Consider the following 15,737-nt stretch of genomic DNA (forward strand, 5'->3'; position numbering starts at 1 on the left):
TGAGGGCGCTGCTTAATGTCGCTCGGAGAATGCGTCCCATGACCCCTGGAATCCGCCCGCTTGTTGCCGGCAACTGGAAAATGAACGGCACCAGTGCCTCTCTCGCCGAACTGCGGTCGATCGGCAACGGCTTCATGAGCGGCCTCGATGCCGAGACCGAGGCGGTGGTGTGTGTGCCGGCGACGTTGCTCCAGCGCGCCGCCGAGATCCTGTCGCGTACGCCGGTGCGGGCCGGCGGCGAGGATTGCCATGCCAAGGAGAGCGGCGCTTTCACCGGCGAGATTTCGGCCGAGATGCTCAAGGACGCCGGCGCGAGCCATGTCATTGTCGGCCATTCCGAGCGCCGTGAACTGTTCGGCGAGGACGATGCGACGGTCCATGCCAAGGCCTCCGCCGCCTGGCGGGCAGGGCTGGTTGCCATCATCTGCATCGGCGAGACGCGTGCCGAGCGCGAGACGGGCGCAACGCTCGATATATTGTCGCGGCAGCTGGAAGGTTCGATTCCGACGAGCGCTACCGCGGCCAACACCATCATTGCCTACGAGCCGGTCTGGGCCATCGGCACCGGCCTGACCCCGACCGCGGCCGACGTCGCCGAGGCGCATGCGCATATCCGCCATAAGCTGACCGAGTTGCTCGGCGACGCCGCAGCGAAGATGCGCATTCTTTATGGCGGCTCGGTCAAGCCCTCCAACGCTGTGGAACTGCTCGGCGTCGACAATGTCGACGGCGCGCTGGTCGGCGGCGCCAGCCTCAAGGCGGCCGACTTCCTGGCCATCGCCGAAGCTTATATGAACATCGCATCTTAGGCTCGCGCGGCATAAATCGTTGTAATGGCGGCATTGCTTCCCATATTCCCGGCCACGGGCTTGGAAATGCCGCCAAAGCATTGTAAGGAGCCGCCTCCAAAACACCGGTCGTATGCGCGGTCGCGCAAGACCTCGCCAGGATAAATTATGGAAACCGTACTGATCGTCATCCACCTCATGGTCGTGCTCGCCCTTGTCGGCGTGGTGCTGCTGCAGCGCTCCGAAGGCGGCGGCCTGGGCATCGGCGGCGGTTCCGGTTTCATGACGGCGCGGGGCGCCGCCAACGCGCTGACCCGCGCCACCGCGATCCTGGCGGCTGCGTTCTTCGTCACCTCGCTGGCGCTGTCGATCATTGCTCGCTACGGCGAGAAGCCGATCGATATCCTCGACCGCCCGGCGACGTCGAGCCAGGGGAGCGGCGTGCTCAACCAACTGCCGGGTTCCAGCGGACCGGTGGGCACCACCAAGCCCGCGGCTCCGGCCGGCGGCACGGCTCCCGCGGTCCCGTCGGGCGGCACGACGACCACCACGCCGCTTGCCAACGGCACCACCGCCCCGGCTCCGGCGACAACGACTGCTCCGACCGCGCCGGCGCCCGCGAATCCGACCACGCCGCCGGCAACCAACGGCGTCACCTTGCCGGTCACCCCGCAGGTTCCGAACCAGTAGCCGGCCAAGCACCGGGCCGCGATCTGTTGTTCTTTGAACACAGTCGCGGCAAATGCGCGTCCCATCACGAAGATTCAACTGGGCATAGCGCCTGCCTCAGCTTGAGGCGGTGACGGCTAATCGATTATAGATTGCGCGCGGCACTTTATCGGCGTCCTTGGGGGGCGCCGGGCGACGCCGTGGGCAACTTGCTTTGAACAATCGGATCTTCGCCATGCAGCTTCGCAGCTTCATCCTCCTGGGAGTCTGTGCCGTCCTCGGCATGGGTTCCGCGGCCTTTGCCGGACCGGCAAACCTGGCCACTTCCCCGTCGGTAGAGACAACCGACGCCATTCCCGTCGTCGCCACCAAAAGCGACGCATCGCAGTTGAAGCTTCTCAAGAAGAAGAAAAACCCGACCTCGGGCGATCTTGCACAGATCAGCAAGCTCGAGGCCAAGATCGCGGCCGACAAGGAAGCCGCCAAGGAAAAGGCGCTCGACGCTCGCAAGCTGGCGATGCGCGAGGCGGCCAAGGCAAAGGCGGATGCGGCGCGCCAGGAATGGCTCGCCAAGAAGGGCAGCGCGCCGGCAGAAGTCGCCGACGCCAAGCCGGCCAAGAAGACCACCAAGATCATCGCGCCGCTGGAGTCCGTGGCGCCGCTCATTCCGGTCAAGGCCGAGGAGCCGATCCCGGCCGAGACCATGAACGTCGCCGCCACCGGCAACGACGGTGAATTGCGCAGCGAGCAGCCCGGCCAGAAGCAGGCGAGCAGCGGCGGTCTGTTCGACGGCCTGTTCGGCGGCGCCGCACGATCGAGTTCGATCAGCTACCTGCCCGAGACCCGCGCGCTCGATTCGGCACTGGCCAAGAAGGACGCCAAGCGGCCGTTCAAGGTGAAGCCGGAATTCGTGCCGCAGGATGTTTCCTTCTCCGGCTATGAGCCGGGCACCATCGTCATCGATACCAGCGCCCGTCGCCTCTACCTGGTCGAGAGCTTTTCGACTGCGCGGCGCTATGCCATCGCTGTCGGTCGCGAAGGCCTGCAGTTCAAGGGCACGGTGGCGGTCGGCGACAAGCAGGAATGGCCGCGCTGGATCCCGACGCTCGACATGCAGAAGCGCGAGCCGAAGCACTACGGCCAATACAAGGATGGCATGAACGGCGGTGGCGAAAACCCGCTCGGCGCGCGTGCCATCTACCTCTATGACGGCAAGAAGGACACGCATCTGCGCATCCACGGCACGATTGCGCCGCAGTCGATCGGAACCAGCGCTTCCAACGGCTGCTTCCGCATGATCAACGAGCACGTCATGGATCTCTACAGCCGCGTGAGGATCGGCACCAAGGTTGTTATCATCTAACGATTTCCATCAAACTGCCGAAAGGGCCGGCACCGCCGGCCCTTTTGTTTTGAATAATGAAAACGCCGATCACCGGCACCAGCGCCATTTTGGGAAAAAGCCTTCGCGGCGGTTTTTTCTCTGGCGGAATCAATCAGGCCGCGTTAAGCGATGACTCCCATGGCGCGATATGTATTCATCACAGGCGGCGTGGTTTCCTCACTCGGAAAAGGCATCGCCGCAGCAGCTCTTGGGGCTCTTCTGCAGGCGCGAGGCTATCGCGCGCGGATCAAAAAGCTCGATCCCTACTTGAATGTCGACCCCGGAACGATGTCGCCGTACCAGCATGGCGAAGTGTTCGTCACCGATGACGGGGCCGAGACCGATCTCGATCTCGGCCACTATGAGCGCTTCACCGGGCGCTCGGCTAACCAGCAGGACAACATCACCACCGGCCGTATCTACAAGAACATCATCGAGCGCGAGCGGCGCGGCGACTATCTCGGCGCGACCGTGCAGGTGATCCCGCACGTCACCGACGAGATCAAGCATTTCGTGCTCGACGGCAATGACGACTACGACTTCGTGCTGTGCGAGATCGGCGGCACGGTCGGCGATATCGAGGCGATGCCGTTCCTGGAGGCGATTCGCCAGCTCGGCAACGATTTGCCGCGCAACAACGCCGTCTACGTGCATCTGACGCTGATGCCCTACATCCCGACGGCCGGCGAACTGAAGACCAAGCCGACGCAGCATTCGGTGAAGGAATTGCGCGGCATCGGTATCGCGCCAGACATCCTTCTGGTGCGCGCCGACCGGCCGATCCCGAAGGAAGAGCGCCGGAAGCTGTCGCTGTTCTGCAATGTGCGCGAAAGCGCCGTCATCCAGGCGCTCGACGTGCCGCATATCTATGACGTGCCGATGGCCTATCACCAGGAAGGGCTCGATTCGGAGGTGCTCGCGGCCTTTGGCATCGACCCGGCGCCGAAGCCGCGCATGGAGCCGTGGCAGAAGCTTTCCAACCACATCCATAATCCGGAAGGCGAGGTGACGATCGCCGTCGTCGGCAAGTACACCGGCCTCAAGGATGCCTATAAATCGCTGATCGAAGCGCTCTCGCATGGCGGCCTCGCCAACCGGGTCAAGGTCAAGCTCGACTGGATCGAGAGCGAGATCTTCGAGAAGGAAGATCCGACGCCCTGGCTGGAAAAGGTGCACGGCATCCTGGTTCCTGGCGGCTTTGGTGAACGCGGCTCGGAAGGAAAGATCCTGGCAGCAAAATTCGCGCGCGAGCGCAAGGTGCCTTACTTCGGCATATGCTTCGGCATGCAGATGGCTTGCATCGAGGCGGCTCGCTCGCTCGCGGGTGTCGACCATGCGTCGTCGACCGAGTTCGGACCGACCGACGAGCCGGTCGTCGGCCTGATGACCGAATGGCTGAAAGGCAACATGCTGGAGAAGCGCAGGGCCACCGGCGACCTCGGCGGCACGATGCGGCTCGGCGCCTACCAGGCCGAGCTGGCGAAGGGCTCGAAGATCGCCGACATCTACGGCGACACGCAGATTTCCGAACGCCACCGGCACCGCTACGAAGTCAACATCGACTACAAGCAGCGGCTGGAGGATTGCGGCTTGGTCTTTGCTGGCATGTCGCCCGACGGCGTGTTGCCGGAGACGGTCGAATATCCCGACCATCCGTGGTTCATCGGCGTGCAGTATCATCCGGAACTGAAGAGCCGGCCGCTCGAACCGCACCCGCTGTTCGCGAGCTTTATTTCGGCGGCGGTGGACCAGTCGCGCCTGGTTTGAGCTACCGGCTGGCGGACCCGCGATGCAGGCCTACGTTGCGTTGCTCTACAGCATAGGCCTTGGCGAAGGCCGGCGCCTCGTCATGTCGGATTTCAAGTCGATGGCCGAAGGCCTCGGCTTCAACAATGTCCGTACGCTGGTGTCGACCGGCAATCTGGTCTTCGAGGCACGCACGACCAAAATTTCCACTCTCGAGCAGCGGCTTGAGGGGGCCTTCGAAAAGACTTTCGGTCGCCATGTCGACATCATCGTGCGCGGCGCGGAGGATTGGCTGAAGCTTGCGGCCTCCAACCCGTTCCCTGCCGAATCGGCGAAAGCCGGCGACCAGGTCGCGATCCGGGTGATGCGCCAACCCGTCGTCGACGAAGCTTTATCGAGACTTCAGGCTCGCGCCGCTGACGACGAGAAGGTGCTTTTGGTCGACGGCGATATCTGGCTCGTCTTTTCGCGCGAGCGGCCGAGCTCGCGGCTGCTCGCAGCCGCCAATCACAAACGGTTGGGCGTCGGCACGTCGCGCAATTGGAATACCGTGCGCCGGTTGGCGGAGATGGTAGGCAGTAGGCAGTAGGCAGTAGGCAGTAGGCAGTAGGCAGTAGGCAGTAGGTGGCGTTCTCTATTGCCTAATCCCTACTGCCTACTGCCTTGTTTCAGGCTTTCGCCATCTTGGCGCCTGCGCCAAGCGCCATGGTGCGCAGCACATAGTAGACGGCGCCCGCGATCGCCACACCGAAGAACCAGCCATAGACGCCCCACCATGCGGGCAGCCAGTTGGTGAAGTTGGGCAGGATCGAGGAGAAGATCGCGCCGATGCCGGCGGCGATGAAGGCGTTGACGTGCCAGCCGCTCTGGAAGCGGAATTCGCCGTCCTCGCGGTAGAGCGCTTCAACATCGACCTCGCTCTTCCGGATCAGGTAATAGTCGACCATCATCACGCCGAAGATCGGTCCCATCGTCGCGCCGATGATGTTGACGAAGGAGGCAGCACTGCCTTCCCACGGCGCGAAGGGATAAAGCACAAGCGCGATCAATGCCGCGATGTAGCCGCCCTTCTTGAAGTCGATCTGGCGCGGGAAAACGTTGGAGAAGTCGAAGGCCGGCGAGACGAAATTCGCCACGACGTTGATGCCCAGCGTCGCCACCGCGAAGGTCAGCGCGGCGAGTGCGGCCAGGAACCAGCTGTCGAACTTGGCCGAGATCTGGTCGGGATGGAGCAGCACCTCGTGGTAGACGTCGTAGGCGGCAATGGTGGTGACGCCGGCGACCAGCGAGAACAGGATGAGGTTGACCGGCAGGCCCCAGATGTTGCCCTTGCGCAGTGCCGCAGTGTCGGGCGCGTAGCGGGCGAAGTCGCAGAAGTTGAGGTAGAGCGCCGAGAAATAGGTCACCCAGATCGCCGCCACCGCGAACAGCGCGGTCCAGGAACCCGGTTCGCCCGGGACGCCGGCGTCCTTGGTCTTCTCCAGCAGCACATCCATCGGGATGTCGCTGGTAAAGGCGAAGGTGCCCGACTTCACGCAAAGATAGATCGCCAGGATCAGCATCATCACCCATACGGCGGGACCGGCCCAGTCCTGGAAGCGGCGTACGGTCTCCATGCCCTTCTGGATGATCAGGAGCTGCAGCGCCCAGATGACGACGAAGCAGATCACCTCCAGGGTGGAATGCCCCAGAAGGTGCGAGCTCTTGTTGAACTCGTCGAACCATTGCAGGCGCGTCAGCAGCGCCACGATGGCGCCCGAGGCAGCTGCCGTTTGCGCGCCGTACCAGAAGCAGGCGACGATGGCGCGCACCAGCGCCGGGACGTTGGCGCCCCAGATGCCGAAGGAAGCGCGGGCAAGCACGGGATAGGGCACGCCGGTCTTCACACCGGCATAGCCGACCATGTTCATCAGCGCGTAGATGATCAGCGAGCCGATGCCGATGGCGATGACGAAGTTGACGAAGCCGCCGCAGAACAGAAACAGGCTGGCCGCCAGGTAGTAACCCCAGAGGCTGTGGACGTCGGAGGTCCAGACGTTGAAGATCGAAAACGGTCCCCAGTTCCTGACCGTTGCCGGAGCCAGATCCTCGTTATAGAGGTCAGGCGATGCGCCCTGAATGGTCATTGCAAGTGTTCCCCTTGTTGCAAAACGCGCCCTCACGCGTTTGACCGCAGAGGTTAAGCCTGACGCCGGGGAACCGGCAAGCAACCCATTTGCCGGCTTTCGCCTTAAAGACATTCAATGAGAATCGGCGTTATCCGTCGGCTTCAGGCCTGCATCGATCTCGAGTCGGGGTGTCTTCGCTCATGCCGGGCGCAGGTTAGCCGGTTCCAAACTTTTTCCGACGGCAACCAAATTTGTTTGGAACCGATTCGCGAGACGTGCGTTTAATGGAGTTCGGTCGCGCTGCGGCCGACCGGGAGGATAGTCATGGATCGCTTGCATTTCTTTACCCCAGTGCGAATTGCGCGTGGGCAGGGATATCCTATGGAGGAAGTCGATAGCGTCTCCGAGGCGATGGTGTTCCTGCGGAAGTGGCCGACGGGAAGACGCGGCCCGGTCTATCAATGCGCCCTGAATTGCTGCGCGGCGGCTGTGTCGGGCAAGATGTCGGCCGAGGAAGCGCGGAAAGCCTTTGTCGGCTTTGCCCGCATCACCCGGCTGCTCGACGACGATATGGCGCTGCCGCTGGGTGGTGCATCGATGGACAATGTCTACGCCTTGAGGCGTTAGGCGAAAAAACCTTCGTGAAATCAAGGTACTGTGCCTGCGATGGCGCAGTTCACCGGGCATTGTTGGTTTCCAGAACCGCATCAGGTCGGGTCGGGGGCTAACCCCGTCAGGAACGCCAGTTCGCGCTCTTGCCAATTTCTAAAGTCGACCATCACGCGTTTGAAATATCGAAACCGTCGGAAATACTTACGATTTTCACGCGTACTATCTTTACACCTGCAGGCGCGATCCCTACGTCATTTGTTGTTATGTCTATCAAGGCAACATCGATGTAGAATCGCTGACGGCCACGCCTCTCTTCGCGGGGGACTCGGGACGCGCGGTCATCTTCCCATGCAATGAGCAGCCCAAACGTTCGACATGCCCTTGGCGCGTCGAGCGTGCCGGCGTGCAATCTCCCGCTTTAAGAGTCAACACCAACCGGGTGGCCGCCGGGTGAACGAGCCCGCGCGCCCCATAGGAGAGAAGAGATGGAAGCCCTGCAATATCTCGACCCATTGAAATGGATGGCGATCGAGGTAGCCGTTCTGGTCATCGTGCTGGCAATCCTGTTCCGGTGGAGCGGCGTGGTTCGCTACATCCCTAACGACAGGCTCGGCATCCTGGAAAAGCTTTGGAGCTTTCGTGGTTCCGTCAGCAATGGCTTCATTGCGCTCAACCGTGAGGCGGGCTACCAGCCGGAAGTCGTGCGCGGTGGCCTGCATTTCTTCATGCCGTTCCAATATTCGATGCACCGCGCCAATCTCGTCACCATCCCGCAGGGCCAGATCGGCTACGTCTTTGCCCGTGACGGCAAGCCGTTGCCTCCGACGCAGACACTTGCTTCCAACACAGAGGCCGATGATTTCCAGGATGTGCGCGGCTTTCTCGAAAAAGGCGGACAGAAAGGACCGCAGCGCAAGATCTTGCGTGAAGGTACCTATGCAATCAATCTCGCGCAATTCATCGTGCTCACCGCCCAGTCGACCTATGCCGTCAATCTGAGTTCGTCGGAACAAAACCTCTTTGCCAATATGTCCAGCATGATCTCGGAGAGGAGCGGCTTTGAGCCGGTCGTCATCCATAATGCCGAGGACATGATCGGTATCGTCACCATCCACGACGGTCCGGCCCTGCCGGACGGCGAGATCATCGCGCCGACCGTGGCCAACGATCCGAACGACCCGAACTTTCACAACAATTTTCAGGACCCGGAGAAGTTTCTCAATGCCGGTGGCTACCGCGGCCGGCAGCTGCAGGTGCTGGCCGACGGCAGCTACTTCCTCAATCGCATTTTCGCGACTGTCGAACTGGTCGGGAAGACGATCATTGACGTCGGCACGGTGGGCGTCGTCGTTTCCTATAACGGCCGCCACGGCGCGGATATATCCGGGCAGGCATACCGTCACGGCGAGCTGGTCGAAGTCGGCGCACGCGGTGTCTGGTCGACGCCGCTGCTGCCGGGCAAGTATGCGTTCAATACCTTTGCCGGCAATATCGTCACCGTGCCGACCACCAACTTCGTGCTCAAATGGACGAAGGAGCAGTTTGGCGAACACCGGCTGGACGAGAACCTGTCCGAAGTGTCGTTGATCACCAAGGATGCGTTCGAGCCTGTGCTGCCGCTCTCCGTCGTCGTGCATATCGACTATATGAAGGCGCCGCTCGTGGTGCAGCGTTTCGGTGACATCAAGCGGCTGGTCGAACAAACGCTCGATCCGATGGTTTCCGCCTACTTCAAGAACATCGCCCAGACGAAGACGCTGATCCAGCTTTTGCAGGAGCGCAGCGATATCCAGCGCAAATCGGGCGAGGAGATGCGCGAAAAATTCAATTCCTACAGTCTCGAGCTGCAGGAAGTGTTGATTGGCACGCCCCGTGCCGCCGATGGCCAGAACAGCATAGAGCAGATCCTGATCCAGCTGCGCGAGCGCCAGATCGCGGTCGAAAAGGTCGAGACTTACAAATTGCAGGAGAGGGCTGCCACTCAGGAACGCACGTTGCGTGAGAAGGAGGCGCTTGCCGAACAGCAAGCCAAGATCACGACGTCGGCGCTTACCATCGAGATCAGTGAGAACGAGGGCAAGGCGCAACTCGCCCGCACCCGCCAGGAGGCGGAAACCATCCAGGTCACCGCCAGGGCAGAGGCCGAGAAGGTGCGCGTCGCCGGCCAAGGCGAGGCCGACATGATCAAGGCCGTCGCGCTCGCCGATGCCGAACGCATCAAGGCGACCGGTTTTGCGGAGGCCGAGAAGGTGCGCGCCATCGGCCTGGCGGAGGCCGAGGCCACCGAGAAGAAGGTCGCGGCCTTCGGCGGCCCGGACTATCAGCTCAACTCGCAGGTTCTCATGCGCTTCGCCGAGGCGATCGAGAACGGCAGGCTACCGCTCGTGCCGCAGATCCAGATCGGCGCGACCGGCGGCGAGAAGGGAGCCGCCAACGGCCTTGTCGAGATGATGCTTTCGATGCTCGTCGCCGACCGGGTTGGACGGCAGACCCTGCCGGATGAGATCCCGGCACCCGCTGAAGAGGAGTGATTGCGGATGGGCCGGTTGTACCGGCCCATTTCTTTCTGCCGAAATACGGCGGCGCGGCGCTCATGCCGGCCGATCCATCCAAGGGAAAACTCGGCCTGTCAGCCGAATGTCAACAGCGTCCAAGAACGAGGCCCCAAGTGCATGTGCTGGTGAACCCGCTGTCAGCGACCGCTCGCTCCGGCGGACGTCGGTTCGCGTTAGCTTCGTGACTCAGGGTTCGCGGATGCTTTCGTCGAGACCACGCAGGAGCGGATAGAGGAAATATGACAAGATCGTGCGGTCGCCGGCCTTGATCTCCGCGGTCACTGCCATGCCGGGGATCAAGCGGAAACTGCTCGGCACATCACGCAGGTCGGTCGCGGTCAACTCCACCCGTGCCTTGTAGTAAGGGTGCTGCTGCCCACCATTCTTCGGATCCGGCGTGAAGGTATCGTCCGAGACGGTTCGGACCTTCCCGGACAGGGTACCGTGCTTCTGGAAGGGCCACGCCTCGAGTTTCAGGCGAACTTCACTGCCGGGCTCGACATGGCCGACATCGAGCCCCTCGACAGAGACTTCCGCCTCCAACGGAGAGCCCAGAGGAACGAGGGTGTAGAGCGGCTCTGCTTCTCTCAAGACCGAGCCGACAGAGCGCTGCGCCACTTCGAGCACGATTGCGTCGGCGGGTGCGGTTAGCACCGTTACAGCCTTCCGCCGCACCGCCTTGTCGAGTTCTCTGGCCGCGGCATCGTGGTCGCGGCGCGCTTGGACCAGGTCCTCAGCGGTCTTCTGGCGGAACTCCGCGAGATAAGCCGCTTCCTCGGCCTTCAAGCGCTCCACATTCTCTTCGAGCTCAGCCATGTTGTTGCCGGCAAGCAGAATTTCCTGCTCGACCTGCAGCCGCTGACCTTTGGCAGATAGTAAGTCGACCTTCGAGCCGACCTCCCTCTTCAACAGAACGTCCCGCATCGTCTCGAGATCCTTTGCCACGCCGAGGCGGACCTCCAATGCCTCGCGATCAGCGCTCTTGGTCGCCATCTGGGCTTGAACGTTACGGATTTGCCGATCGTAAGAAGCCAGCCTTGCCTTGTTCTCCTCGATTCTCCGGATCCATATCGTCGACTGCAGTCGCGCTTCGTCATCCAGGTTTTGGGGCTTGTACGGCCGGTCGTCGAGTTCGGACTCGAGCCGCTCGATTTGCGCGGCGAGGCTCGCGACCTTTCCCCGCAATTGGTCGGCATCGGCTTCACTGAAAGTCGCGTCGAGGGTCGCCAATGCGTCGCCTTTCCGCACGATGTCGCCGACCTTGGCGTCGATGCTGCGCACGGTCGAGATCTCGAACGGCTGCACGACAATCGTCGAGGCCGTCGTCACCAGCTTGCCTGGTGCGACCACGATCTGGTCGACCTTGGCCACCGACGCCCAGATGCCTGCGACCATGATGACCGCGACAAGTACGTACAGCGTGGCCCCCACCAACCGGGGCGGGCGCCGCTCGTCGATCTTGCGGGCATCGCTTTGAAAGTCTCTCACTGCTGGAAGGAGCGTGCTCATCGGGCAAGATGCCTGTTCTGCTGGTTCCATAGCTGTCGGTAAGTCGTGCAGCGGGATAGGAGTTCGCCATGTTTCCCGTAGTCGACGATCCGGCCGCGATCGAGCACGACAATGGCGTCTGCCGCGACGAGCGAGGACAGACGGTGCGAAACCATGACCACGGTTCGCCCCTCGGCAATGCGGGCAAGGTTTGCCTGGACGATCGCCTCGCTCTCCGGATCAAGCGCGGAGGTCGCCTCGTCCAGGATGAGGATGCGCGGTTGGCGCAGCAAGGCACGGGCGATCGACAGGCGCTGCTGCTGGCCGCCCGATAGATTGGTGCCGCCCTCCTCGAGCAAGGTGTCGTAGCCCTGCGGCAGAAGCTTGATGAACTCGTCGGCGCCGGCCATTGTCGCGGCGTGGACGATCTCCTCGAGGGCTGCGTCGGGCTTGGTCGCCCCGATGTTCTCGCGCACGGTGCCGCGGAACAGAAAGCACTGCTGCATCACGACGCCGACGTTGCTGCGCAAATGCGGGAGGTCGAGCTCGCGAATTTCATGACCGTCGATCCGCACCGAGCCGTGCTGGATGGGGTAGGTGCCGCGCATCAGCCGCGTCAATGTCGACTTGCCCGAGCCGCTGCGCCCGACGATGCCGAAGACCGAACCGGCCGGGATGGTCAGCGACACGTCGTTCAGGGCCGGCGGAGCGCTTTCGCTGTAGCGGAAGATCACATGCTCGAACTCGACAGTGCCGGCGATCGGCGGGCGCAGGCCGCGCACATTCGGTGGCCGCTCCGGACTGCGGTTCATGATGTTGCCGAGCATTCGCACCGAGAGCCCGGCCTCCTGGTAGCCTTGCACCAGACCGACGATCTGTGAGAGCGGCGTGGTGACCCGGCCCGACAGCATGTTGAACGCGATCAGCGCGCCCACCGTCATCTGGTTGTCGAAGACCAGGAGGGCGCCGAAGCCGACGACCGCAACCGTCAGCAGCTTTTCGAGGAGCCCGATCACCGCCTGCGCCGAGGTTGAAATCCGCCCGACGTCGAACCGCGACTCGGCGGCCTGGGCGCAGAGCGCGTCCCAGTCGCGCTGGCGCAAGGGCTCGGTCGCCAACCCCTTGACCGTTTCCATGCCGTGGATGGTCTCGACGAGATAGGCCTGACGCTGCCCTTCGGCCTCGTAAAGGACGCGCAACTTGCGGCGGTAGAGCGGGATCAGTCCGCCGATCACACAAGCGGTGAGGGCGGAAAAGCCGAGCACCATTGTGGCGAGGCGGCCGCTGTAGAGGAATAGCAGCGGCACGATGACCAGCAGCGAGGTGGCGTCGAGCAATGTCAGGAAGAGGCGGCCGGTCAGAAACTCCCGGATCTTCTCGACCTGCTGCATGTGCTTGGTGATGACACCGGCCGAGGCGCGCTCGAAGAAATCGATCGGCAACGACAGCAGGCGCGCGAAGGTGCGGATCGAGGTGCGCACATCGATCCGCGCCGAGGCGTAGACCAGCAGGATGCGCCGCAGATAGTTGAAGACCGCGTCGAACAGGACGGCGGCGCTGACCCCGATGGCGAGCACAACGAGCGTCGTATAGGCTTGGTGCACGAGCACCTTGTCGACCGTGATCTGGATGAAGATCGGCAGGGCAAGCGCCAGCACCTGCAGCGCGACCGCGGCCACCGCGATGTCGCGGAACATCGCCGCGTTGCGGACGACTTCCGGGAGGAACCAGGTAAAGCCGAAGGGTCGGCTCTCATCCCCCAGCGCGAAAGTGCGGCGCAGCAGCAGGAGCTCGCCGGTCCACTTCTTGCAGAATGTCGACTGGTCGAGGGGCAATACCGCGAGGCAGTCGGCAAGCGGGTCGAGGATCCCGACCTTGTTATCGTTGAATCCGAGCAGGATGACGCTGTTGCCGTTTGTCAGCCGGGCAATCACCGGATAGGCGTCGCCGAGGCGTTGCAGATCCTTCCAGCCGACCTTCAATTTGCGGCTGCGCATGCCGCTGCTGCGGGCGATCTTCGGAAGCAGCCGGTTGATGTCGTCCTCGGGCCGCAGCGCAAAGTCGTGCTTGATGCGCTCGGGGGAAAGATCAATGCCGTAGTGCCGCCCGACGGCGACAAGGCACTGCAGTGCCGTTTCGACTGGAGATCCTTCCACTGTGCCGCGCAGGTAAGTCGCTGTGTCACCCTTGACGGCGCGGAGGGTCGAGGCACGCGTACGGGTCATCCAGGTCAGGACAAGCCAAGCGAACAGGGTACACAGTAGGAACTGAGCCGGGGGGCTTAGCCTGTGGAGCCCCTCAGCGACCAGCCCCCCGGCGGCGACGAGAGTGGCGAGCGCATCGGACAACCAGCGATCGTTCATGGCTTTCGCTCCGCGGCGTGCAGGCTGGTCGGCGCGTGGACGGGCGCCGTGACGCTAACGGGCCTTGGCGTGCTCCCGCTTCCGTTGCGCCATGTAGGACGGAGAGGGGCTCTGTTCGGCATGAGGCACTGACGCATTTCGGTTATTGCTCGTCGCTGAAATTTGGCGATTTCGGCAGCCGCAGAGCTGTTGCTGCGGGTGTTGCCGCCGCAGGCGATGCCGGCTGCGGCATCAGCCGCACCACCGTCTCTCCCGCCGGTCGGAGAGGAAACGGGAGGGGCTGGAGCGACGTGGGCTGGGAGCCCGGCTCGGCTTCCGGTGACGGCTGCTGCGAGCGGATCACGCCCGCCTTCTCGAGCTGTTCGCGCATGCCGTTCTGCGCCTGCAGCATTTGAGAGAAGGCCTGCAGGCTGGTGATCAGCCGTTGCGTCACGCGCGGCTCGGAGCCCGACAGCGAGACCAGCTCGATGCGGATCATGCCGTGCTTGAGCGAGATCTCGCCGAACGCGTCGACAAAGGTTTCGGGTACCGTGTCCATTGCCCAAGCCCCAGTTCTACAAGAAGGGCGGCCGGGCGAGTGCCCGGCCGCGGATAGTGCACCGTCAGGCGAGAGTGATCGAGAACGGGTCCTGCTTGGTGTCGTTATCCCCGTCCGTGAGAGTCGCCGTCAGGTTCATGGCGAGCTGTTGCGGCAAGAACGCCTGCCGGATGCTGAACTGGATCACCGGTATCTTGATCGTGCCATTGGCCATCGTCAGCTGGACAGCGTCGATCTGAGGCCCGCCCAGGACATCCGAGATTTCGAACGACTTACCGCCTCTGGCGACCCCCGACGTGACGTCGGTAAGATCGGCCGCCTGGACTTTCGTATTCGCACTGACTGTCCCGTCGCTGTAGTAGATGCGGTACTCGAGATCCTCCGTGCCCGGGTTGTAGCCACCCACCGAGTTGTCGATGAACACTTTAACCTTGTCGACAAGCTGCGAGGGATTGACGACAAAGCTTTCGTCCGTGGATTGGATCCCGGCCCCCGAACCGTCCAGGTTGTTGTTGTTGACCCCGATACCCGAGGTCGACACGTTCATCTGTGTCGAGCCGTTGATCAGGGTCGGGATCTGATTCGTCGGCTTGAGCAAAGCATCGATATCGCTCTTGCTCAGATCCGGCTGCCCGAGTTTCACCAGGTCCAGGATGTCGTTCGGAGGAGTGTTGGCGCCATCGTTAAGGTTTGCGGGCGCGGTTGCCACAGCGCCGAAGAACACCACGCTCTGTCCGGCCGCGGGCCCGCTTGAGAAGTTCAGTTGCTGCACCGGGCTAGGCCCCCCCGGCGCCAGCGAACCCTGCGACGTGTCGAAATTGATGATCGTCGAGGGTTGGCTCGTCACGTCGATCTTGTAGGTGTTATTCGTCGGATTGAATGTCAGCTTGAACGACACCGCGTCCGAAGTGCCGTCATTGTTGAAATCGTCGTTGATCGTGCCGTTGAAGACGTAGTTGCCGTTCGCGTCGGTTGTCGTATCGGTCCCGAGCGAACCGTTGTTGACGATCACTGGAGTTTTGTTGTCGATCGTGTAGCCGTTGAGGGTTATGTTCAGTGACGTGAACCCGTCGGCGCCAGGAGCTTCGCTCCAGGTGCTGCTGCCGCCTGCAGTGTAGGTCCCGTTTCCGATGTCATCGACCGTGATCGTTGGCCCGTCGTCGAGGAATTTGACCTGGCTGCCGATGTTGACCGAGTTCGTCGCCGTGTCGCCATCGCCGTCGGTCACCGTCACCACCGCCTGCAGCGCGGCGTTGGCGATGGATACCGCCTCGCTGGTGTCGGGGTTGTCGGCGGAGCCGTGATGCAGCGAGGCGTACTGCGCCACGCTGACAAAACCGCTGGAGTCGATCGCCACCGCGAATGCCGCCAGACCGTTTGCCGCCGTGGCAGCGTCGGCGCCGATCCGCCCGACGACAACATCGCCCTGCTTGAACAGGAAGATCTTCGTGCCGTCCGTCGTCGTCAGCCCGGAATCCACCCCGCC

General features: G+C 62.7%; 12 protein-coding genes. 7 read left to right on the forward strand and 5 right to left on the reverse strand.

From position 1 onward, the window contains the following. Positions 1-38: 38 nt before the first annotated feature. From tpiA to DPM33_RS34580, 5 genes are all read left to right on the forward strand, one after another. Positions 39-809 (forward strand): triose-phosphate isomerase, encoded by a 771-nt coding sequence (tpiA, locus tag DPM33_RS34560; protein ID WP_112101942.1) that lies wholly within the window; start codon positions 39-41, stop codon positions 807-809. A gap of 147 nt (positions 810-956) precedes the next feature. Continuing rightward, complete coding sequence (gene secG, locus DPM33_RS34565) at positions 957-1,478, forward strand: preprotein translocase subunit SecG (protein ID WP_112101944.1); 522 nt, start codon at positions 957-959, stop codon at positions 1,476-1,478. Positions 1,479-1,692: 214 nt separating this feature from the next. Continuing rightward, entirely contained in the window at positions 1,693-2,820 is a 1,128-nt protein-coding gene (locus tag DPM33_RS34570) for a L,D-transpeptidase (protein ID WP_112101966.1), read from the forward strand. A gap of 150 nt (positions 2,821-2,970) precedes the next feature. Continuing rightward, positions 2,971-4,608 carry a CTP synthase gene (locus tag DPM33_RS34575; protein WP_112101946.1) on the forward strand — a complete coding sequence of 546 codons (1,638 nt, stop codon included), beginning with the start codon at positions 2,971-2,973 and terminating at the stop codon, positions 4,606-4,608. Between the two features lie 22 nt (positions 4,609-4,630). Further along, positions 4,631-5,176 carry a DUF1697 domain-containing protein gene (locus tag DPM33_RS34580; protein WP_112101948.1) on the forward strand — a complete coding sequence of 182 codons (546 nt, stop codon included), beginning with the start codon at positions 4,631-4,633 and terminating at the stop codon, positions 5,174-5,176. 79 nt (positions 5,177-5,255) lie between these two features. Here the strand turns inward: DPM33_RS34580 and DPM33_RS34585 are convergent, their stop codons facing one another. After that, positions 5,256-6,713, reverse strand: a complete 1,458-nt coding sequence (locus tag DPM33_RS34585) for an NCS1 family nucleobase:cation symporter-1 (RefSeq protein ID WP_112101950.1) — start codon at positions 6,711-6,713, stop codon at positions 5,256-5,258. 306 nt (positions 6,714-7,019) lie between these two features. Between DPM33_RS34585 and DPM33_RS34590 the strand changes: the two genes are divergently transcribed. Beyond that, positions 7,020-7,322, forward strand: coding sequence for a DUF982 domain-containing protein (locus DPM33_RS34590; protein WP_112101952.1), 303 nt, complete (start codon positions 7,020-7,022; stop codon positions 7,320-7,322). A 470-nt stretch (positions 7,323-7,792) separates the two neighbouring features. Beyond that, the gene (locus DPM33_RS34595; RefSeq protein WP_112101954.1) at positions 7,793-9,838 is read left to right on the forward strand and encodes an SPFH domain-containing protein; all 2,046 of its coding nucleotides are present in this window, start codon (positions 7,793-7,795) and stop codon (positions 9,836-9,838) included. A gap of 210 nt (positions 9,839-10,048) precedes the next feature. Here DPM33_RS34595 and DPM33_RS34600 read toward each other — a convergent pair whose 3' ends face one another. From DPM33_RS34600 to DPM33_RS36535, 4 genes are all read right to left on the reverse strand, one after another. Further along, on the reverse strand, positions 10,049-11,371 hold the full coding sequence (locus DPM33_RS34600; protein ID WP_167449314.1) for an HlyD family type I secretion periplasmic adaptor subunit: 1,323 nt from the start codon (positions 11,369-11,371) through the stop codon (positions 10,049-10,051). After that, positions 11,368-13,575, reverse strand: a complete 2,208-nt coding sequence (locus DPM33_RS34605) for a peptidase domain-containing ABC transporter (protein WP_112101958.1) — start codon at positions 13,573-13,575, stop codon at positions 11,368-11,370. Before DPM33_RS34605 ends, DPM33_RS34600 begins: the two co-directional genes overlap by 4 nt. A gap of 280 nt (positions 13,576-13,855) precedes the next feature. After that, positions 13,856-14,251 carry a hypothetical protein gene (locus DPM33_RS34610; RefSeq protein ID WP_112101960.1) on the reverse strand — a complete coding sequence of 132 codons (396 nt, stop codon included), beginning with the start codon at positions 14,249-14,251 and terminating at the stop codon, positions 13,856-13,858. A 64-nt stretch (positions 14,252-14,315) separates the two neighbouring features. Continuing rightward, a partial coding sequence (locus DPM33_RS36535; protein WP_167449315.1) for a DUF5801 repeats-in-toxin domain-containing protein occupies positions 14,316-15,737 on the reverse strand: 1,422 nt, incomplete at its 5' end.

Source organism: Mesorhizobium hawassense, from assembly GCF_003289945.1.
GTDB lineage: Bacteria > Pseudomonadota > Alphaproteobacteria > Rhizobiales > Rhizobiaceae > Mesorhizobium > Mesorhizobium hawassense.